Source organism: Microbacterium aoyamense, from assembly GCF_023155855.1.
Taxonomy (GTDB): domain Bacteria; phylum Actinomycetota; class Actinomycetes; order Actinomycetales; family Microbacteriaceae; genus Microbacterium; species Microbacterium aoyamense.
On sequence record NZ_JAKNUT010000001.1, the window covers coordinates 251,507 to 270,585 of the forward strand.

The 19,079-nt window shown below is 68.5% G+C and carries 23 protein-coding genes; 2 read left to right on the forward strand and 21 right to left on the reverse strand.

Going from position 1 to position 19,079, the window contains the following annotated elements; translation table 11 throughout:
• Positions 1 to 10 precede the first annotated feature (10 nt).
• The 3 genes from MA876_RS01580 to MA876_RS01590 form a co-directional block, all read right to left on the reverse strand.
• Complete coding sequence (locus MA876_RS01580; protein WP_248145411.1) at positions 11 to 505, reverse strand: GNAT family N-acetyltransferase; 495 nt, start codon at positions 503 to 505, stop codon at positions 11 to 13.
• 52 nt (positions 506 to 557) lie between these two features.
• Positions 558 to 896, reverse strand: a complete 339-nt coding sequence (locus MA876_RS01585; RefSeq protein WP_248145413.1) for a hypothetical protein — start codon at positions 894 to 896, stop codon at positions 558 to 560.
• Positions 897 to 961: 65 nt separating this feature from the next.
• Positions 962 to 1,879: a DMT family transporter gene (locus MA876_RS01590; protein ID WP_248145415.1), complete on the reverse strand. Its 918-nt coding sequence runs from the start codon at positions 1,877 to 1,879 to the stop codon at positions 962 to 964.
• Positions 1,880 to 2,003: 124 nt separating this feature from the next.
• On the opposite strand from MA876_RS01590, the gene MA876_RS01595 reads away from it, so the two are divergent.
• The gene (locus tag MA876_RS01595; protein ID WP_248145417.1) at positions 2,004 to 2,552 is read left to right on the forward strand and encodes a hypothetical protein; all 549 of its coding nucleotides are present in this window, start codon (positions 2,004 to 2,006) and stop codon (positions 2,550 to 2,552) included.
• A 284-nt stretch (positions 2,553 to 2,836) separates the two neighbouring features.
• On the opposite strand, the gene MA876_RS01600 is transcribed toward MA876_RS01595, so the two are convergent.
• Positions 2,837 to 4,654, reverse strand: coding sequence for a DUF2207 domain-containing protein (locus MA876_RS01600; RefSeq protein ID WP_248145419.1), 1,818 nt, complete (start codon positions 4,652 to 4,654; stop codon positions 2,837 to 2,839).
• 44 nt (positions 4,655 to 4,698) lie between these two features.
• Here MA876_RS01600 and MA876_RS01605 point away from each other — a divergent pair, with 44 nt between their 5' ends.
• A complete protein-coding gene (locus MA876_RS01605; protein ID WP_248145422.1) occupies positions 4,699 to 5,139 on the forward strand; it encodes a MarR family winged helix-turn-helix transcriptional regulator in 441 nt (146 codons plus the stop codon).
• A 16-nt stretch (positions 5,140 to 5,155) separates the two neighbouring features.
• Here MA876_RS01605 and MA876_RS01610 read toward each other — a convergent pair whose 3' ends face one another.
• The 17 genes from MA876_RS01610 to fliP form a co-directional block, all read right to left on the reverse strand.
• Positions 5,156 to 5,890, reverse strand: coding sequence for an ABC transporter permease (locus MA876_RS01610; RefSeq protein WP_248145424.1), 735 nt, complete (start codon positions 5,888 to 5,890; stop codon positions 5,156 to 5,158).
• Complete coding sequence (locus tag MA876_RS01615; RefSeq protein ID WP_248147143.1) at positions 5,887 to 6,651, reverse strand: ABC transporter ATP-binding protein; 765 nt, start codon at positions 6,649 to 6,651, stop codon at positions 5,887 to 5,889. Before MA876_RS01615 ends, MA876_RS01610 begins: the two co-directional genes overlap by 4 nt.
• 27 nt (positions 6,652 to 6,678) lie before the next feature.
• Positions 6,679 to 6,972, reverse strand: a complete 294-nt coding sequence (locus MA876_RS01620) for a DUF4287 domain-containing protein (RefSeq protein WP_248145426.1) — start codon at positions 6,970 to 6,972, stop codon at positions 6,679 to 6,681.
• Between the two features lie 25 nt (positions 6,973 to 6,997).
• Entirely contained in the window at positions 6,998 to 7,606 is a 609-nt protein-coding gene (locus tag MA876_RS19195) for a TetR/AcrR family transcriptional regulator (protein ID WP_248145428.1), read from the reverse strand.
• Positions 7,607 to 7,762: 156 nt separating this feature from the next.
• A complete protein-coding gene (locus MA876_RS01630) occupies positions 7,763 to 9,328 on the reverse strand; it encodes an L-serine ammonia-lyase, iron-sulfur-dependent, subunit alpha (protein WP_248145429.1) in 1,566 nt (521 codons plus the stop codon).
• Positions 9,329 to 9,379: 51 nt separating this feature from the next.
• Positions 9,380 to 9,745 (reverse strand): VOC family protein, encoded by a 366-nt coding sequence (locus tag MA876_RS01635; RefSeq protein ID WP_248145431.1) that lies wholly within the window; start codon positions 9,743 to 9,745, stop codon positions 9,380 to 9,382.
• A gap of 47 nt (positions 9,746 to 9,792) precedes the next feature.
• Positions 9,793 to 10,110, reverse strand: coding sequence for an HU family DNA-binding protein (locus MA876_RS01640; RefSeq protein ID WP_248145433.1), 318 nt, complete (start codon positions 10,108 to 10,110; stop codon positions 9,793 to 9,795).
• A gap of 192 nt (positions 10,111 to 10,302) precedes the next feature.
• Positions 10,303 to 10,689 (reverse strand): flagellar assembly protein FliW, encoded by a 387-nt coding sequence (locus MA876_RS01645; RefSeq protein ID WP_248145435.1) that lies wholly within the window; start codon positions 10,687 to 10,689, stop codon positions 10,303 to 10,305.
• On the reverse strand, positions 10,686 to 11,546 hold the full coding sequence (locus tag MA876_RS01650) for a flagellin N-terminal helical domain-containing protein (RefSeq protein WP_248145437.1): 861 nt from the start codon (positions 11,544 to 11,546) through the stop codon (positions 10,686 to 10,688). Before MA876_RS01650 ends, MA876_RS01645 begins: the two co-directional genes overlap by 4 nt.
• Before the next feature lie 40 nt (positions 11,547 to 11,586).
• On the reverse strand, positions 11,587 to 12,993 hold the full coding sequence (gene flgK / locus MA876_RS01655) for a flagellar hook-associated protein FlgK (RefSeq protein WP_248145439.1): 1,407 nt from the start codon (positions 12,991 to 12,993) through the stop codon (positions 11,587 to 11,589).
• A gap of 4 nt (positions 12,994 to 12,997) precedes the next feature.
• A complete protein-coding gene (gene flgN / locus MA876_RS01660) occupies positions 12,998 to 13,483 on the reverse strand; it encodes a flagellar export chaperone FlgN (protein ID WP_248145441.1) in 486 nt (161 codons plus the stop codon).
• 112 nt (positions 13,484 to 13,595) lie between these two features.
• Entirely contained in the window at positions 13,596 to 13,844 is a 249-nt protein-coding gene (gene csrA / locus MA876_RS18860) for a carbon storage regulator CsrA (RefSeq protein WP_275561591.1), read from the reverse strand.
• Positions 13,845 to 13,936: 92 nt separating this feature from the next.
• Positions 13,937 to 16,000, reverse strand: a complete 2,064-nt coding sequence (locus tag MA876_RS01670; protein ID WP_248145442.1) for a flagellar biosynthesis protein FlhA — start codon at positions 15,998 to 16,000, stop codon at positions 13,937 to 13,939.
• A 55-nt stretch (positions 16,001 to 16,055) separates the two neighbouring features.
• A complete protein-coding gene (locus MA876_RS01675) occupies positions 16,056 to 17,159 on the reverse strand; it encodes an EscU/YscU/HrcU family type III secretion system export apparatus switch protein (RefSeq protein ID WP_248145444.1) in 1,104 nt (367 codons plus the stop codon).
• Positions 17,156 to 17,917 (reverse strand): flagellar biosynthetic protein FliR, encoded by a 762-nt coding sequence (locus MA876_RS01680; RefSeq protein ID WP_248145445.1) that lies wholly within the window; start codon positions 17,915 to 17,917, stop codon positions 17,156 to 17,158. Before MA876_RS01680 ends, MA876_RS01675 begins: the two co-directional genes overlap by 4 nt.
• The gene (gene fliQ, locus MA876_RS01685) at positions 17,917 to 18,192 is read right to left on the reverse strand and encodes a flagellar biosynthesis protein FliQ (protein WP_248145447.1); all 276 of its coding nucleotides are present in this window, start codon (positions 18,190 to 18,192) and stop codon (positions 17,917 to 17,919) included. The genes MA876_RS01680 and fliQ overlap by 1 nt, the downstream gene beginning before the upstream one ends.
• Entirely contained in the window at positions 18,189 to 19,010 is an 822-nt protein-coding gene (gene fliP / locus MA876_RS01690; RefSeq protein ID WP_372491468.1) for a flagellar type III secretion system pore protein FliP, read from the reverse strand. The genes fliQ and fliP overlap by 4 nt, the downstream gene beginning before the upstream one ends.
• Positions 19,011 to 19,079 lie beyond the last annotated feature (69 nt).

The following is a 19,079-nucleotide window of genomic DNA, read 5'->3' on the forward strand; positions in this document are numbered from 1 at the left end:
ACTCCCGACCTCAGCGGATCATCAGGGCTTCCGTGATCGCGGGTGCCATGTCATCCACCTGCTCCGTGCCCTCGAAGTCGAACCCGTTGCGGCGGTAGAACGCGATCGCCCGCGGATTCTCCTTCGCGACCCACAGCATCGCCGGCCCGTCGCCGAGCGCGGCATCGAGGAGCGCCTGGCCGATCCCTGTGCCGTGGTGGCTATCGCGCACGTAGATGCTGTACAGGTGCCGGTCACGCGGTAAGTCCGCGCCCTCCGGCCCGAATGCCGGCCCGACGAACGCGAAGCCCACGAGCTCGCCGCCGGACTCGGCGACCTGTACGACGCGGTCATCGCTCGGCTCGCCCAGCACGTGCCGCCACATGCGCCTGCGCCCATCGACGAAATCCGGCGTGAAGAAGCCGTCGGGCAGCAGACGCCCGTACGTCTCACGCCACGTCGCGACGTGCAGAGCGGCGATCGCGTCCGCGTCGTCGAGGGTCGGCCGACGGATGACGAAGTCCATCACTCCATCGTCGCAGGTGTCGAGCCCAGTGCCGCGACGTCACCACGCACGCTCACCACGGCGACATGGTCGTCAGGGTGATCCAGATCGCGAGAACGCCGATCAGGCAGTAGCCCGCGAGGGCCAGTACCAGCACGCTCGGGATCAGGCCGACGACGATCATCCACCGAGGGCGACTGCGCCTCACCGTCGCCGCGAGTCCGACGACGAGGCCCGCTGTCGCGACGACGGCGAGCACGCACCCTGCCGCGACCATCGGCCCGAAGACGGCCTCGCCTGGGAACGTCGAGAGCCAGGCGATGGATGCCGCGGCCACCCCCGCGGCGACCAGGCCGAGCACGAGAGCGGCCCGGGCCAGCCCGGGTGATCCGATTCGCGCGGCGGTGGACACGATCGGAGACTACTCGGTCTCGAAGGGGAGGTGATCCGTGCGAGCACCCGCGCCTGGTGCCGGGGTCAGGGCTTCGGAGCATCCTGGGCCGCGCTCGTCCGCGCAAGCGACCACACCCCCCACATCGCTGCGGCGCCCGTGAGCGCGAAGACGATGAAACTCCACGCCGGAGCGCCGGTCGCCTCGTTGAGGACGGTGATGCCGAGGATGACGGCGACGAAGGGATCGACGACGGTGAGGCCCGCGACGACGACGGCCGGACCGTTGACGGTGTGCGCGACCTGCACGAGGTAGATCGACAGAGCGCCGGCGACCCCGATGCCGACGAGGCAGGCGATCGTGAGCAGGTTCGTGTCGTCGATGCGGTAGTCGCGGTTGTGGATCGCAGTCTGCACGCGAAGGATCACGGTCTTGCCGAGCGTGGCGACGAACCCCGAGTAGAGCCCGCCGAGGAGCACGTAGGCGACGGCCGGGAGCGCCTGTCCCTTTCGCAGCGCGAACGCTGCGAACGTGATCCCGAGGACGACGAGCAGCACGATCAGCACCGTGATGAGCTGCGCGTCGGTGATCGTCGTCTGCTCGCTCACACGTGCGGCGACCGTGACGAACACGCCGAGCGCCACGACGCAGACCGCGATCGCGGCGACCTCCTGCAGGCGTGGTGCCGTCTTCGTGAGCCACGCCGTAAGGAGCGAGGAGAAGACGAGGGCGACGACGCCGACCGGCTGCACGACGATGAGCGGTGCGAACGCCAGCGCGCCGAGCTGCACGAGGATCGCCGCTCCGAACAGCGCGGAGCCCGCTAGCCACACCGGCTCACGCACGAGCGCCCAGGCCTGAGAGGCGCCGATCGCGCCGGAGCCCTTCGTCGCGCGTGCCGCGACCCCCTTCGCCTGCAGGTGATTGCCGAGTGTGAGCAGCGCGGCCGAGAGCACGGCGAGCGCTATCCCGAGGACCGGGAAGGATGCGATGGTGGTGGTCATTGCGGCCCCAAGATCGTGGAGCCTCCACGCTACCCCGACGCCTCATCCGAGCCTTGCTCGCACGACGACCAACTCTCGGCGCGCAGCGCAGGTAGGCTCCTTGCCGGGCGACGAAGGGTGGGGAATGCGTAGCGGCAGGATGCTCGGCATCGGACTCGCCGTGGCAGCGGCGATCGGACTCTCGGGGTGCACCGCCGTTCCGGCGGCGCCGTCCGCGGTCGGCCAGGACTATCCCGGAACGTGCATGCCGCCCGAGCTGTCGTGGCCGACGGACTTCCTCGAGTCTTTGCCGGGCGAGTCCGACGGCGTCGCGGGGAGCATCGTCGGTCTCCGACTCGAGTACTCGGATTCCCGATGGGTCTGGCGCCTACGCAGCGCCGATACCCGACACGACCTCTTCGGAGAACCGCAGAACGACTCGAGCGCCGGCCGGGAGTCGATCGTCGATGTGCGCACTCTCGAGAAACTCGCCTCGCACGAGGTCGAACTGACCGACGCCGAGCAGCACTCCTCGGGCACCGGCATCCTCGACGCCGCTCTGCGCTCGGGTGAAGAGTGGCCGAGCCCGCTCATCATCGAGATGGCTCGCGCGATGGACGACGGCGAGCCTGCGTGGCGCATCACCATGTGCGACACCGCGACGAACGAGTTCTCCGAGCATCTCGTGCACTGACGGCAGTCCCGTCGTGCGCTGCACGTCGCACCGACCCGACCCGACCCGCAGCAAGAGTAAGGGCCGGTCGGAGAGGCTCCCGACCGGCCCTTGTCCCTTGCACCAAGAGTGTCCTGCAATCACATGTCCGGTAGCTGCCACAGCAAAACAACTACCGTGCTTGCACTCTATAACGACCAGGTAACGGAAGGGAAGGGGTCGGCGTTATCTTTTCGTGATTCTTTGCCGACTCATAGGTTCACCTCGCCCCCGAAGGATTTTCGATGGTCGAGATCGAGATTCGACTAGACCCCGCCGCCGCCACCGCCTCCGCCCCCACCACCGGACGACCCGCCGCCGCCCGACCCGCCCGAGGTCGATGACGACGAGGACGACGACGCCGAGAGGTTCGAGATTCCCGCAGAGAACGAGCTCGCGTCGAAGCCGCCCGTGCCCGCGTACCAGACGGGCGCATTGCCGACGCCGTAGAGGACCGCGAGCTCTTTCGCCCACTGCTTCTCCTGACCGAAGACGACCGCGTACGGCAGAAGGGTCTCGTACAGCTTCAGCATCTGACGCGGATCGGTGACGTCGACCCGCATGCGTTCGGCTCCGACCGGTGACTGCAGCATCCGGATGCGATCGGCCTCCGCCCACTCGATGAAGATCTTGAGACCCGCGAGGTGATCGCGCACCTCGGCGCCCTTCGCCGTCAGCGGCTTGCGCGAGACGAGGGCGATCACCGCGATGACGACGACGATCGACGCTCCCATCACCATGAGCGGCACGATGAAGTGGACGCCGTTCTCGAGTGCGACGAATCCGAGGATCCACGCCGCGACGGCGGCGAGCACTGCCACGATGATCGGCCATGCGCGCGATCCGGCCGGCACCTTGCGACGCAGGCCGCGGCGGTCGAGCTCGGATGTCGCGGCCTTCAGGATGCCCTGCGCTGCGGTCGAGAACCGGGTGTCCGTGCGACCGAACTCGAACTGCTCGCCGGGCACCCCCTGCGGGAAGAGACCCTGCAGCAGCATGAGCCCGTCGCCATCGGCGCGCGAGGGGTCGACGAGCTCGGCGATGAGCTTGTGTCCGCCCCAGAACTTGCGCGGGCCCTCGACGATGCGCAGCGACCCGACGACCGCCTGCTCGAGGACCTCGGCGGGGATCGCCTTCGTCGTGAGGCCGAGCAGCATCGCGCTCTCGAGCGCGTCGACGCCCTGCGGAGGCGTGTATTCGGCGATGATCGTCGGCCGGCCCGGCTCATCGCTCAGACGCCTGACGCGCGTGGAGATCGCGCCGACGAGCGCCGCGAGCACTCCGAGACCGGCGATGCCCTGCAGCCACCCCCACGGCGATGCGAAATACGAACCGTCGAAGGGCGTGAACGTGCCCTGCTCGAACCCCACCGCGATCGTGAGTCCCTGGTGCGGTTGCAGATCGGTCGCGGTCGCGGTCGCGACGCCCGCGTCGAGCATCGCTTCGCAGAGGTCGGTCGAGCCCTGGTAGCCGACGTAGCAGGCAGCGTCGCCGTTGAGGGCGGCGGCGAGCTCGGCATCCATCGTCACGCGCGCCGTGATCCGGCCGAAGAACTGCGCCCAGTCGTTGCCGTTGACGTCCCAGTAGAACTCGTCGACGCCGACGTCGGTGCGGCTCGTGACGTTCTCGAGCGTGTAGGTGAAGACGTAGGTCTGCCGACCGTGGACGTAGTCGTCGGCACGCGACGTCATCGAGTACCAGCCGTCCTCGGACTCGGTCTCGGACGCCCGTGGATGCCCGGCCTCATCGGTGATCGAGACGAGAGTGGGATGCGTCGGCCAGTCCGCCCCGCTCGCCGGCTCGTTGTACGTCTCGGGCACGATACGGCGCATTCCGCGGTTCTGGTCGTACTCGGGGAACACTGCGACGTACGTCTCGACGACGGTCGCGCGGCTCGTGCCGTCCTCGGCGCGGCTGAGCGAGTATTCGACGTCGAGACTCTCAAACGAGAAGTCGTCGAGGTTCGTCGAGACGGATGCCGCGGGCTCGTCGCCCAGCGACACGCTCACGCTGCACGCCGAGAGCAGTGCCAGCGAAAGCACGAGAAGAAGGCTCCGGATGCCTCGGCCCACGGCACGCGTCATGTCGGACAGCCTACGGGCGCACGCATGGTCGTACTCTTGTGGATGTGACCGACCGCCGCCTCGCCATCGATGCCTGGGAGAGCCTCTTCCGCGCCCAGCACGAGGTGTTCGACGAGATCAGCTGCGACTTCAGCGACACCGGCCTCTCGCAGGCGGAGTACGACGTGCTGCTCACCGTCACGCGAGCACCCGGGATGACGGCACGACTGCGCGACGTGACGGCGAACATGCTCATCAGTCAGCCGAGCGTGTCTCGACTCGTCGACCGGATGGCCACCCGCGGCCTCGTCTCGAAGTGCCCGGACCCCGACGACGGCCGCGGATCGCTCGTGCGCGCGACCGAGGAGGGCGCCGCATCCTTCCGCCGCATCGCGACCGCCCACGGTCGGTCGATCGCGGACCGGATGTCGCTCCTGAGTGACGGAGAGCTCGCGCAGCTGCGCGACCTCACGGCGAAGCTGCGCAAGCCCGCCGACGACTGCTGATCGCGTTCTCGGAGCGCTACGGCGTCCTGCGCCGGAGAGTCAGCGACGCGAGGATGAGCGAGCCGACGGCGAAGGCGACGACGATGAGCAGGGGGCGCCAGACGTCCCACCCGTCATCGCCCGCCGTCACGGCGTTGATGGTGTCGATCGCGTAGCTCAGCGGCAGGAAGTCGCTGATGACCTCGAGCGCCTGCGGCATCTGATCGCGCGGCATGAAGAGTCCGCCGAGGATGATCTGCGGGAAGACCAGGATCGGCATGAACTGGACGGCTTGGAACTCCGTGCGCGCGAACGCGCTCGCGAGCAAGCCGAGCGCCGTGCCGAGCAGGGCATCGACGACGGCGACGAGGCCGAGCTGCCAGACCGGGCCCTCGACCTCGAGCCCGCACACCCACACCGCGAACGTGACGGTGATGACCGCCTGCACGACGGCCATGAGTCCGAACGCGAGAGCGTAGCCGAGGATGAAGTCGGCCTTCGCGATCGGCGTCGTCATGAGCCGCTCGAGCGTGCCCGATCGGCGCTCGCGCAGCGTCGTGATCGACGTGATCAGGAACATCACGATGAACGGGAACAGGGCGAGGATCGGGCCGCCGAACTGATTGAAGACGCCGTCCTGATCGCTGAAGAGCCAGGCGAACAGCCCCACGAGGAGGCTCGGCGCGATGATCATGAGCGCGATCGATCGAGGGTCGTGGCTCAGCTGCCGCAGGACCCGGGCCGCGGTCGCGAACGTGCGGGCGGCGTTCACGATTCGCCCCCCTCGCGCGCTTCGCGGCGCGTTTGGGGATGGTCCGCGGATGCCTCGTCCCGCTCGATGAGCGCGAGGAACGCGGCATCCGGATCCGTCGTCCCCGTGTCGGCGAGCAGGCGGTCAGGCGTCGTGTCGGCGATGATGCGTCCGGCCCGCAGCAGCACGAGGCGGTCACAGCGCAGCGCTTCGTCCATGACGTGACTCGACACGAGCATCGTCGCGCCGGCGTCGGCGAGCGCGCGGAAGACGGTCCACAGTTCGCCGCGCAGCACCGGGTCGAGCCCGACCGTCGGCTCGTCCAGCACGATGAGCTCGGGCGAGCCGAGCATCGCGATAGCGAGTGAGACGCGGTTCTCCTGCCCGCCCGACAGCGACTCGACGGTCTGATGCCTTCGATCGCTCAGCCCGACCTGGTCGAGCACCCGATCGATGTCGGCGAGCGGCGCGCCGATCAGCCGCGCGAAGTAGCGGAGGTTCTGGTGGATCGTGAGGTCGGCGTAGACCGACGCCGACTGCGTGTCGTACGCGACGCGGTCGCGCAGCGCGCGCGAGCCCGCCGGCTGGTCGAGCACCGTGACGGTGCCGCCCGCCACCTTCTGCACTCCGACGATCGACCGGATCAGGGTCGTCTTGCCGCAGCCCGATGGCCCGAGCAACCCCGTGATCTGACCCCGCGGGATCTCGAGATCGAGCCCAGCGAAGACCTCATTGGTGCCGCGCTTGACGCGCAGGCCACGCACCGACACCGCATTATTCATCACGCGGTGAATTATTCTCCTGACCCGCTACGCGGTCAAGGGGTTCGATGCCTTGCCTTCGAGCCAGAGCGTGTCGGACGCATCGGAGTGCGTCGTGCCCGTGCCGACGTGCTTCGCATCGATCTTCGGCCCCTTCGTGATCACATGCACGAGCGCCATCGCGTGCCCGCGGCCGAGACCGTAATCCTCGCCCAGCCACGACACGATCTCGGCCGACTTCGTGCCGGGACCGAAGCCCTTCTCGGTCGCGAGGTCGATGAACTGCCGCGGCGTGAGCCCCGTCTTGTCCTCGATGTTGTCGAGGTATGCCTGGAACGACATGCGCTTCCTTTCAGCCGCCTGCGCCTTATCCGGTCAGGTAAGTCTGGACGTTGGGTCCGACACGTGCCACGAGCTCGTCGACGGATGCCGCGGCCAATGCCGGAAGCTTGAGAACGTAGCGGGCCACGAGCAGGCCGGCGATTTGCGATGCGACGAGACTCGCGCGGAGCGCGGCATCCGGAGTCTCCAGCGCATCGGCGATCCGCCCCAGCAGCTCGCGCGAGAGGAACCCGGCGAGCAGAGGCGTCGCGAGCTTGTTTCCGATCGCCGAGCGCAGCAGAACGACGCCGCGCTTCTGCACCTCGGGACGCTCCCACGCCTCGAGCACGTAGCGCACGATGCGCTCCCCGAGCACGTCGCGCGGGCCCCCGAGCATCGACGGGATGTCGACGTCGGGGCGCATGGGCGCGCCGATCGTGTGCCCGAACAGATCTGCTTTGGTGCCGAAGTAGTGGTGCACGAGTGCGGAGTCCACACCGGCGCGCGCCGCGATGCCGCGGATGGTCGCGCCGTCGTAGCCGAGGTCGGCGAACTCCGCGACAGCAGCGTCGACGATGTCGTCGCGCGCGCTCGGCTCACCCGCGCGAGGTCTCCCGCGCCGGCGGCGCGCGGTGGGGACGACGTACTCGGGCACGCGCTCAGCCTACGACCGGCCGGTCATGCAATCACAAGGCAGGCCGGGTGCAGGGCCGTACCGTCGGAGAATGTCGCGATCGTCGGATCGATCGCAGAGGAATCATCCGACATCGGTGACATTCTCCGACCGAGCGACCCCACGGACCGCGCCGGGTCAGCACTCGATGACGTTGACCGCGAGGCCGCCCTCGCTCGTCTCCTTGTACTTCGTCGACATGTCGATGCCGGTCTGGCGCATCGTCTCGACCACGGCATCCAGCGAGACGTAATGGCTCCCGTCGCCGCGGAGCGCGAGGCGCGCGGCCGTGACCGCGGTCGACGCCGCGATCGCGTTGCGCTCGATGCAGGGGATCTGCACGAGCCCGCCGACGGGGTCGCACGTGAGACCGAGGTGGTGCTCCATCGCGATCTCGGCGGCGTTCTCGATCTGGCGGTTCGTCCCGCCCATGACCGCCGTGAGGCCGCCCGCGGCCATCGCACATGCCGAGCCGACCTCGGCTTGGCATCCACCCTCGGCGCCCGAGATCGAGGCGTTCGCCTTGAACAGCGAGCCCAGCGCCGTCGCGGTGAGCAGGAAGCGCCGGATGCCGCGGCGGCGATTCGCCTCGGCGACCGCCCCGGGCGACTCCTCGGCCAGGGACACGACCGGAGGGTGGAAGCCGAGCAGGGCGCTGCCCACGAGCTCGCCGTAGGGCGTCACGGCGTTGCCCGCCCCGAGGCCCGAGTCGGCGAGGAATCGCCACCAGTACATCGCGACGGCGGGAAGGATGCCGGCGGCCCCGTTGGTCGGCGCCGTCACGACGCGCCCGCCCGCCGCGTTCTCCTCGTTCACGGCGAGCGCGAACGCGCCGAGCCACTCTCCGGGGAGCTCGCGGTGACCCGTCGCCTCGGCCTCGTCGAGCTGTGCGCGGATCGAGCTCGCGCGGCGCTTGACCTGCAGCATCCCCGGCAGCACGCCGTCGGCCACGAGCCCCGCTTCGACGCACGCGGCCATGGCATCCCAGATCGCGTCGAGTCCCTCGGCGATCTCGTCGTCGCTGCGCAGCGCCTCTTCGTTGAGGCGCGCGGCCTCGGCGATCGTGATGCCTCGCTCGTCGCACACGGAGAGCAGGTCTTCCGCGCTCGCGAAGTCGAGGGGGAACGCGTGTGCGCGCACGCGCGGCGGCTCGCCGTCGCGCCGGATGAAGCCGCCACCGACCGAGTAGTACGTGTCCCGCAGGACGAGGCCCGCGTCGCTCGCGGGGGCCGCGAGCCGGGGCGTTCCGGTCTCGCGGACCACGCCCGACGTCGCGCGAGGTGGGCCGTGCGCGGCATCCGCCCACGCCTCCAATGTCATGGCGTTGGGATGCCCCGGCAGTCGCGTGCGCGGAGCGAAGACGACGTCGCCCTTCTCGAACGGGATCTCGTGCGTCCCGTCGAGAGACAACGTCGAGCCGGAGGGCCACGCGCTCCAGGCCGAGCGCACGGCGTCGGGATCGACCGTCTCGGGAGCGAGTCCCTGAAGACCCGCGACCACGGCGTCGGGCGTCCCGTGACCGATGCCGGTCGCGCCGAGCGAGCCGTAGAGCGTGCAGGTGACGCGACCCACGTGGCCCAGGAGCCCCTGCTCGCGCAGGCGCACGACGAAGTCGAGGGCCGCCCGCATGGGGCCGACCGTATGGGAGCTCGAGGGTCCTACTCCGATGGAGAACAGCTCGAACGCCGAGACGTACGCGCTCACCGTCCCAGCGTAGTGCTCACCCGGAAGAAAGGGAGGTGATCAGGATGCTCATCACGGGAGCTGGAAGGCGATCAGACCGACCGTGTTGCCCTCGGAGTCCTTGATGAACGCCTGCCACTCCTCGTAGCCCTCGGGCCCGAGGGTGTCGTCCTCGTGGGTGAAGATCACATGTGGACGCGTGACGACCTCGACGAGTCCTTCCAGTCGTTCGAGCGTCTCGTGCACGTTCTCGACGTGCAGATAGACCAGCGAACTCGGCGCAGCGCGATCGAGAAGCAGACGCACACCGTCGAGGTCGAAGAACAGGAGGCCGGGCGGGTCGAAAAGCGCCGACGGCGGGGTGTCGAGCAGCACGGTGTAGAAGTCCGCCGCACGCTGCAGATCATCCGCGTGCTGGGCGATCTGGACGAGTCTCACGCGCACATTCTGTCATCGCGAACGAGCGGCCGCGAGCAGTCGAGTGGTCAGTCCGCGAGGTCCTGGACCGCGCGATTGACCGCGCGGGTCGCCGAGAACTTCAGGACCGTGTAGTCGTCGATCTGCGACGAGCCGTCATCGTCGGCGAAACGCACGCGATGGCCCTTGTGCTCCTGCGGGTAGAACCTGCCGAACCCCGTGAGGGTGACCTTGTTGCCCTTGGCGACGAGCTCAATGAGCTCTTCGATGAGAGCGTCGTACACCTGCTGGGTGACCGGGAGCGGAACACTCCCCCGTCGTGCGACTCGCTGCACGAACTCGCGCTTGCTCACGCGCTCCTGGTCGAATCCTGCGATAACAGTCATCAGTGCCGTCCCCAAACTGCTCGCTCGAAGCGAGCGATTCATGAGCCGCGGCGATATTGCTCTCCCAGTGCCACGACTCGTCCCAGGGCATGCCGTCGGCCAGATGACGGATGCCTCAACGAAAGAGTACCCGATCCTCTCGATTAAGGGGAGAAGTCTTGGATTCGCTCGTTTATGAACGAATGCCCTCGATCAGCGGCCGAGGAGCGCTCGGACGGGGTAGTTCTGATCGTCGAGGATGATCTGCGCCGCGCGGCCGGTCTGCCGATGCAGGATGATCGGTGCGCGCAGATTCAGGTAGACGCCGTCATCCGCAGGATTGACGACGACGAACACGCGCGCATCGGTCCCATCGGCGGCCCCGATCTCGGCGAGCATCCCCGCCGTCAGCACCGGCCGGTACCCGTAGTCGCCGACGAGCGGATCGAGGAGGAAGAGGCGAACCGAGCCCACGCGCGAGTGGAGCGCGTAGAGACCATCCGCGCCATCGACCCGATGGAGCGTGTAAGCGGTGTGCGGAGCGAGTCCGGGGGGAGCAGAGGCGAAGTCGACATCGACGACGACGGCAGTCGCGGTCATCGCAGGAACTCGAGGAGATTCGTCTGCAGAGACCGAGCGGTCACCTGGAGGGCGGACTGGAAGACGAGCTCCGCGGATTGGAGCCGCACGAGCACCTCGAGGCTGTCGACATCTTCGACATCCGCTCGGCGGGCCTCGAGATCGATCGAGGCCGAGAGGTTCTGCGACGACGCACGCTCGAGCTGCGCCTGCTGGGCCCCGGTCGCGCCGCGGGCCTCGATCATGCTCGTGAGCCGCGCATCGATGTCGGCGAGCCGCGGGCCGATCTCGGCACCGGCTCGCAGCTCCGTCGCGATGTCCCCCAGCACGGCGAAGATGCTCGCCGCTCCCGCACCGAAGGCCTGCGATCCGTCCACGTCCACGCGGACCGTCTCGTTGTCGTTGATGCGCCGGTCCACGCTGCTTCCCGCCGTTCCGTTGAAGGTGTAGGTTCCCGCCTCGAACGCCCTTCCCGCGTCGCTCGTGCCGGCGAACACGCTGCGTCCGAGGACCGTCGTGTTGGCCTGCGCGAGGAGGCTCGCGCCGATGCTCTCGAGCTCGGCGGCGATGGAATCCCGCGCCGCTTGACTGAGCGCACCGGAGTTCGCTCCCTGCGCGGTGAGATCACGGGCCCGGTTCAGCAGGTCGATGGCCGAGCCGAGCGCCGTATCGGCGGTCGTCACCCACGCCATTCCGTCACTGACGTTCCGCGCGTACTGCGCCACTCGCGCCTGCTCGCCGTGCAGGCCGAGGGCGGTGGCCGAAGCGGCCGGGTCATCGCTCGGAGTGCGGAACACTCGCTGCGAGGTGGCCTGACTCTGCAGGCGATCCCGATCGACGAGCGCCGCCTGCAGCGTGCGGAGCGTCTGGTCGGTCATGGTGCTGCTGGTGATCCGTGCGCTCACTGCCTCGGCTCCCTCATCGTCCGACCAGACCGGTGCGGTTGATCAGCACGTCGAGCGCTTCGTCCATCGCGGTGAGCACCCGTGCTGCGGCCTGATACGCCGTCTGGAAGGTGAGCAGATTGATGGTCTCCTCGTCACCGTCGACCGAGGCGTTCGATTGCTGTGCGGTGAGGGATGCCACGGCCGCCGTCCCGGCGATGTCCGCTCGCTGCACGTCGCCCGCGACGTGCACCCCGAAGCTCGTCACGAAGGTCGACCACGAGGCCGACGGCCCGGTGGCGGATGCCCCGAGGCGGCTGATCGCGTCGGCGATCGTCGTGTCGAGCGGCCCCGCACCACCGGCGGCGAGCGCCAGCTCGTCGATTCCGGTGGGCAGGACGCTCAACCCCCTCGCGGCAGGGATCGCGGGATCCAGACCGAAGAAGTCGCCCCCCGGGACTCCGTCGGGCCTGGATCCCGAGCTGTGAAGGTCGTTGACCGTCTGCGCGAGGTTCACCGCGACCGTGTTGTACGCCGCGGCGGCGGCAGCCAGCGCGCCACCCTCCGCCGCGGGCGCGAGCACGCTGATCGTGCCGCCGAGCGCGCCGCTGACCGCGGCGATCGGCTCGCCGGGGCGGTCGACCCACGCGAGGGAGATGCGCCCGCCGTCCGAGACGTCCTGCGGCCCGCCTGCCACCAGGGCTCGGGCCCGGTCGCCGGAGACGAGTGCGTTGCCGTCGACCCGCACCGTGAGGGTGCCGTCGGTTTCCAGGGTTCCCGTCGCGCCGACCGCCGTCGCGAGCTGCTGCGCGAGCACGTTCCGCTGATCGATCAGCTCGTTCGCCGTGCGGCCGGACTGGAGCGCCTCGCGGATCTGACCGTTGAGCAGAGCGACCTGACCGGCTGTGGCGTTCACACCGGCGACTTGCCGATCGACTCCCGCCCGCAGGTCGGACCAGCGCGTCGAGACGGCGTCATAGCCCGCGACGATCTGGCCGATGAGGACTTGGGCGTTGCTCAAGACGATTCCGGCGGTCGCTGCGTCGGGCTTGTTCGCGAGGTCGGCCCATCCCGCCCAGAATCGGTCGAGGTTCGAGGCGAGGCCTTCCGTCGTCGGTTCGGCCATGGCCGCCTCGGTCTGCGTCGACGCGGCAGCCCGCGCCTCCCAGTAGCCGGAGGTCGACAGGGCATCGCGTACTCGGGCGTCGAGCACGGCGTCACCCAGTCGCGCGATGCCCGTGACGTTCACGCCCCCGCCGACCGAGAGCGGCGACGGCCACAGACTCGTCTGTCCGGCGGGCGAGGAAGGCGACTGCTCGACGCGCTGGCGTGTGTAGCCCGCCGTCGTCTGATTCGCGATGTTCTGGCCGGTGACGTTCATCCCGGCCCTCGCCGCTGCGAGACCGGACTCCGCGAGCCGGATCCCCGAGAAGGACGACACGCTGTCACACCCTCGTATCGAGGATGACGGCTTCGCCGCCACCCCGTACGACGTCGCCGGCCTGGTCGTACTCCCCTGTCGCGACACCGAGACCGGCGATGGTCTCCTGCGTGACGCGGATCGCGGTGCGCAGACGCTGCTCGTTGATCTTCTTCAGTTCGCTGATCTCAGCGGCGAGGTCGACCATCGCCGTCAAGTGACCATCCATCACTTCGCGCCACGCATCGGTGGGCGCCACGTCGATGAGTTCGCGGAGGGTCTTGGCCTCGGGGTTTCCCCACTCCTTCGCCACCGAGACGACGAGCGTGTCGCGCGTGAGAGCGAGCGGGGGCATGAGCGCGATCACGCGCTCGATCTCCTTCGCGGTCTGCGGAACCCATCGGGTGCGCCCCGTCGCCAGAAGCATCTGCTGGACGTCGAGCTTGAACAGCAGGAGTTCGAGCATCTCCCGCTCTCGCGTCAGATGCAGGCTCAGATCGTGCGCGGCCACGTCGGTCACCTCGTCGGGGTCGAAGGATGTTCGGCGGGTTCTTCCGCCTCATGAACCACTATCGCGACGCGCGCGTGGTGTGGTAACCCCCGACCGGACGAGGTTCGACACGTCATCGCGCGGCGCCGAGTCGTCCGATCGCCGTCCGCAGCGCCTCCTCGGCCGAAACGTCGTTCGAGGACTGGACGGCGTCTTGATTCTCGTCGCCGACCGCGACCACGATCTCGGCACGGTGGATGCGCTTGTCGTGCGGCGCTTCGATGCCCACCCGCACGCCACCCGGAGTCACCCCGAGAATCGTCACGACGATGTCATCGCCGATGAGAATGCTCTCGTTCGCACGTCTCGTGAGTACCAGCATGTGTCCTGATCCGCCCTCCATGGCGTGAGCGTCGCGCGCTCGTCCTGTCGATCAAGTTACCGCACTTCCGCTCGTAAACGAGGGGATCCGGGTCAGCTGCCCACGCCGGGAAGGGCGGGTTGGGTCAATCGGATCACCCCCACGACGTCGGTGGTCTGGCCTCCGGCGGCGGCTTCGTCGTACGACAGCACCGGAAGCCCGCCGGTCTGTGCCGAGACCAGCTTGTGCACGGCGAGCCGGAGCGACGACGCACAGACCAGAACCGGCTCGGGTCCGCTGTGATCGAGCTCCCCGACGACGCGTCGCGCGCTTTCGAGCATGTTCATGGTGATGTCCGCCGACAGCACGATCTGCGGATTGCCGTCGACGACGCGCTTTCCCTCCAGCATCTGCTGCTCGAGCAGCGGATCGAACATGACGACGCGGATACGCCCATCGTGCGCGAATCGCGCCGACACGGCCGGCCCGAGCGCTGCCCGCGCGGCCTCCACCAGCAGCGGTGTGTCGGTCGTGGTCTTGCCCCGCAGAGCGAGGGCCTCGTAGATCCGCGCGAGATCGACGATGGGAACGCGCTCAGCGAGAAGACCGGCGAGCACGCGCTGGATGGCCGCGAGCGACAACACCGCCGGCGTCACCTCTTCGACGGTCGTCGGGTGCGTCTGCTTCAGGTGGTCGGTCAGCTGGCGGACATCCTCGAGCGACAGCAGCCGCGCCGCCTGCGCCTGGACGATGTCGGAGAGGTGCGTGATGATCACGCTCGCGCGGTCGATCACCGTCGCCCCGGCCATGTCGGCAGCGTGCGAGAGTTCGGTCCGGACCCATTTGCCCTCCAGTCCGAAGACGGGATCCACGACCGGCGAGCCCGGCAGCTGTTCGAGGTCCGTGCCGATCGCAAGCACATGGCCACGAGGCACGCTCCCCCGCCCGCACTCCACGCCCGCGATCAGGATCGCGTAGGTCTCCGCGGGCAGGTCGACGTTGTCCCTGGTTCGCACAGGCGGCATCAGGAAGCCGATCTCGAGAGCGAGCTTGCGGCGCAGGGACTTGACGCGCGTGAGCAGATCGCTCGCGCCACCCGCGGCGAGATCGACGATGTCCGGCGAGAGCGAGATCTCGACCGCGTGCACGCGCATCCGATCCATCAGCTCTTCCGGGCCTTCCGCGGCGGGATCCGCCGCCTGTGCCTCGGCGTCCACCTCGGCCGCCGCCTCCCGAGCCTGCCGCGCCTTCACACGGGACGCGGCGAACACGAGCACACCGCCGATCGCGAGGAAGGCGAGAAGGGGCATCCCCGGGATGAGTCCCATCGCGATGGCCGCGAGCCCCGCGATCAGCAGTGCGTTGCGCGACTGCATGAGCTGACGCGCGGCCGCCTGACCGATCTCCGCCTCGGTGTTCTCGCGCGTGACGATCATGCCCGTCGCGACCGCCATCAGCAGTGCGGGGATCTGCGTCACCAGTCCGTCGCCGATCGTGAGCACACTGTAGGTCTGCAGGGCCTCCGCGGCATCCATCCCCCGCTGCACCATCCCGATGATGATGCCGCCCACGAAGTTGATGACGACGATGACGATCCCCGCGATCGCATCGCCCTTGACGAACTTCGATGCGCCGTCCATCGCACCGTAGAAGTCCGCTTCCGCCGCGACCTCCGCGCGGCGACTGCGCGCTTCGGCCTCGGTGATGAGGCCCGCATTGAGATCGGCGTCGATCGCCATCTGCTTGCCCGGCATCGCATCCAGCGTGAAGCGCGCCCCGACCTCCGCGACGCGCTCGGCGCCCTTCGTGACGACGACGAACTGGATGACGGTGAGGATGAGGAAGATGACGGCGCCGATGATGAGCGATCCGCTGATCGTGATCTCTCCGAACGCCTCGATCACCGCGCCGGCGTGCGCCTCGCCGAGGATGAGTCGGGTGGATGCCACGTTGAGCCCGAGGCGGAACAGCGTCGCCACCAGCAGCAGGCTGGGGAACACGGAGAAGTCGAGCGGCTTCTTCGCGAACATCGCCGTCAGCAGGATCAGCAGCGCGAAGACGATGTTCAGCACGATCAGGACATCGAGCAGGGGCGTCGGGATCGGGACGATGAGGAGGAGGATGATCCCCACGACGCCGATCGGCACCGCGCTCCGCGACAACAGCTGACCGATCATGCGCACCGCCTCCTGGATCCTGATACTTCGTGTCGTCGCCGACGGGTCTCGCTCATCACAGTCCCCTGTTCCGCAGGCTCGCGGCCGGCATCGTGTGCGTCCCTCTCGGCGAGCCTCGGCGCTTCAGGTGGTCGACGAAGGCCAGCACCTGCGCGACGGCGGTGTACAGCTCGACCGGGATCTCGCGCCCGATGTCGCATGCCGCGTGCAGTGCGCGGGCGAGAGGGATGTCGCGCACCATCGGGACCCCCGCTGCCTCGGCCTTCTCGCGGATCTTCTGGGCGACGACGCCGGCCCCCTTCGCGACGACGCGGGGTGCCGACTTGCCGGGTTCGTAACGGAGGGCGACGGCCACATGCGTCGGGTTCAGGAGCACGACATCGCTGTCCCCGACAGCACCGATCATGCGGTTGCGGCTCATCGCCAGCTGCCGCGACCGACGCTGTGAGCGCACGAGAGGATCGCCCTCGGTCTTCTTGTGCTCGTCCTTGGCTTCCTTCTTCGTCATGTGGGTGTGCTTGCGGTTGCGGCGCATCACGACCATGACGTCGAGGGCGGCCAGGACGACGCCCACGACGACGGCCACCTGGAGCAGGGCGACGACCCCTCCGTTCGCCTGCTGCATCAGCCAGGTGATGTTGTGCCTTCCGGTGTCCATGAGGACGGGGACGAGTCCCGAGACCACGATCCACAGGACGGCGCCGATCGCGAGGGTCTTCAGCAGTGCCTTCGCGCCCTCCCAGAGGGCGTGCCGCCCGAGAACCCGCTGCAGCCCCGCGACGACATCGAACTGCTCGAAGCGCATCGGCACCCCGCGCAGGTGCACCCCGCCCTGCGCGACCGCCGTCGCGGTGGTCGCGAGCACGACGACCAGGAGCATGGGCATGAGGATGCCGCCGATCGCCGCGAGCGCGGCTCCGAGCGTCTCGACGGCGAGGAAGGGATCAGGATGCTGCGCGACGCGCGCGACGGTCAGCATCTGCTCCGTGAGCACCGGAGTGGCCGCGCTGATCGTCGATGGGATCATGACCGCCGCGGAGCCGATGCACACCCAGGCGGTGAAGTCCTGGCTGCGCCCGACCTGACCCTTCCGGTACGCCTCCTTGAGCTTGCGGTCGGTGGCGCGCTCGGTGCGCTCACCGCTGTCGGAGTCGCTCATCGGCTCACCTCCAGCAGTGTCAGGGCCGCGTTCTGCGCGAGCGCGGCGACGACGCTCGGAAGTGCGATGTAGACGAGGCCGACGAGCAGAAGCGTGAGGAGGATCTTGACGGGGAAGCCCATCGCGAAGGCGTTGAGAGCGGGAGCCACCCGGGTCACGAGGCCGAGTCCGACGTCAGCGAGGAACAGCACGATGAGCAGGGGACCGGCGATCTGCACGGCGCTCAGCATCATCTGCCCGACTGCCCCGACGAGCGCCTCGGTGGGGCGGGCCAGGTCGATCATGCCTGTGACGGGGACCGCGTCGAACGAGCGGAAGAGCCCGCCGAGCACGAGTTGATACCCGTCGGAGGCGAAGAGCAGGACGATCGCCGTCATCTGGAAGAGTCGCGTGAACTGCGCGCCGTTGATCGCCATCCCGGGGTCGAACGCTTGAGCGAGCTGGAATCCCCCGAACGTGTCGATGAGGAAGCCGGAGCCTTGGATGGCGCTGAAGATCACCATGACGAGGAATCCGAGCAGGGCTCCCGTGATCGCCTGCCCCACGAGGGCGAGGAGGAATCCGCCCGTGTCCAGCCGCTCATAGCCCGCTGCGGCGACCGGCGACACGGCGAGCCCCAGACCGATGCCGAGCATCGCACGGATCCGCATCGGCACGGCGGTGTGGCTGAACGGCGGCGCGAACACCAGGAAGGCGGTGATCCGCACGCACGCCAGCGCCGTCGCCTCGAGCCAGGTGAAGTCGATCGGAATGTTCATCAGCCGCTCCCCAGGAGGAACGGGATGCGGGCGAAGATCTCGTGCGTGAACGCGATCATCTCGGCGATCATCCACTGGCCGCACACGAGAAGCGCGATGCCGACCGCGATGAGTTTGGGCACGAACGAGATCGTCATCTCCTGCACCTGCGTGATCGATTGCAGAAGCGACACCGCGAAGCCGACGACGAGCGCCGTGATGAGGAGCGGGGCGCAGAGCTTCGCGGCGACCAGGAGGGATGCCAGGCCGATGTCGATGACGGATTCCGGACTCATCCGCCACCCCCGTAGGACTGCAGGACCGCGGTCACGACCATGCCCCACCCGTCGACCAGCAGGAACAGGAGGATCTTGAACGGGAGCGAGATCATGACGGGCGGGAGCATCATCATGCCCATCGCCATGAGCGCGCTCGCGACGACGAGGTCGATGACGAGGAACGGGACGAACACGATGAAGCCGATGAGGAATGCGGCCTTCAGCTCGCTGATCATGAAGGCGGGGACGAGCGAGTAGAGCGGGATGCTCGCCGGGTCGGCCGGGTTGTCCATCCCCGCCGCGCGGTACATCAGGGCGATGTCCTCCTCGCGGGTGTAGCCCAGCATCCATTCCTTCAACGGCACTTGGGCCAGATCGAACGCCTGACCGAAGTCGATCCGCCCCTCGGTGAAAGGGACGACGGCGACGGTGTTGATGTCCATCAGCACGGGCCACATGATGAACAGCGTCAGGAAGAGGCTGAGGCCCGCCAGCACCTGATTCGGGGGGATCGACGGCAGCGAGAGCGCGTTCCGCGTCAGGGCGAGCACCACGAAGATCTTCGTGAAGCTGCTCATCATCAGCAGGAGTGCGGGCGCCACGCTGAGCACCGTGATGCCCAGCAGCGTCATGATGCTGTCGGACGGCGTGCCGTTGATGCCGTTGATCGACACGCCCTCGCCGGGCGCGGGAGTCACCGCGGCGTGCGCGCCGGTCGCGTCCGATGCGAGCAGGATCACGGCAGTGACCAGACCGGCCGCGACGACGACGGTCGTGCGACGCGACGCGCGCCCCGGACGCGGTCGCGTCGGAACGGCGAGGGTGGATCCGGGCACGTCGGCACTCCGAGAAAGGGTGTCGTGGCCGATCCATAGCCAGGGGGACGAGCGATCCGTGCTCGACCC

Bases quoted from the DNA above. Each gene is read 5' to 3' on its own strand.
- MA876_RS01580 (WP_248145411.1), bottom strand. From the start codon at position 505: ATGGACTTCGTCATCCGTCGGCCGACCCTCGACGACGCGGACGCGATC.
- MA876_RS01590 (WP_248145415.1), bottom strand. From the start codon at position 1,879: ATGACCACCACCATCGCATCCTTCCCGGTCCTCGGGATAGCGCTCGCC.
- MA876_RS01595 (WP_248145417.1), top strand. From the start codon at position 2,004: ATGCGTAGCGGCAGGATGCTCGGCATCGGACTCGCCGTGGCAGCGGCG.
- MA876_RS01600 (WP_248145419.1), bottom strand. From the start codon at position 4,654: ATGACGCGTGCCGTGGGCCGAGGCATCCGGAGCCTTCTTCTCGTGCTT.
- MA876_RS01615 (WP_248147143.1), bottom strand. From the start codon at position 6,651: ATGAATAATGCGGTGTCGGTGCGTGGCCTGCGCGTCAAGCGCGGCACC.
- MA876_RS01620 (WP_248145426.1), bottom strand. From the start codon at position 6,972: ATGTCGTTCCAGGCATACCTCGACAACATCGAGGACAAGACGGGGCTC.
- MA876_RS01640 (WP_248145433.1), bottom strand. From the start codon at position 10,110: ATGACTGTTATCGCAGGATTCGACCAGGAGCGCGTGAGCAAGCGCGAG.
- MA876_RS01645 (WP_248145435.1), bottom strand. From the start codon at position 10,689: ATGACCGCGACTGCCGTCGTCGTCGATGTCGACTTCGCCTCTGCTCCC.
- MA876_RS01650 (WP_248145437.1), bottom strand. From the start codon at position 11,546: ATGACCGACCAGACGCTCCGCACGCTGCAGGCGGCGCTCGTCGATCGG.
- csrA (WP_275561591.1), bottom strand. From the start codon at position 13,844: ATGCTGGTACTCACGAGACGTGCGAACGAGAGCATTCTCATCGGCGAT.
- MA876_RS01670 (WP_248145442.1), bottom strand. From the start codon at position 16,000: ATGATCGGTCAGCTGTTGTCGCGGAGCGCGGTGCCGATCGGCGTCGTG.
- MA876_RS01675 (WP_248145444.1), bottom strand. From the start codon at position 17,159: ATGAGCGACTCCGACAGCGGTGAGCGCACCGAGCGCGCCACCGACCGC.
- MA876_RS01680 (WP_248145445.1), bottom strand. From the start codon at position 17,917: ATGAACATTCCGATCGACTTCACCTGGCTCGAGGCGACGGCGCTGGCG.
- fliQ (WP_248145447.1), bottom strand. From the start codon at position 18,192: ATGAGTCCGGAATCCGTCATCGACATCGGCCTGGCATCCCTCCTGGTC.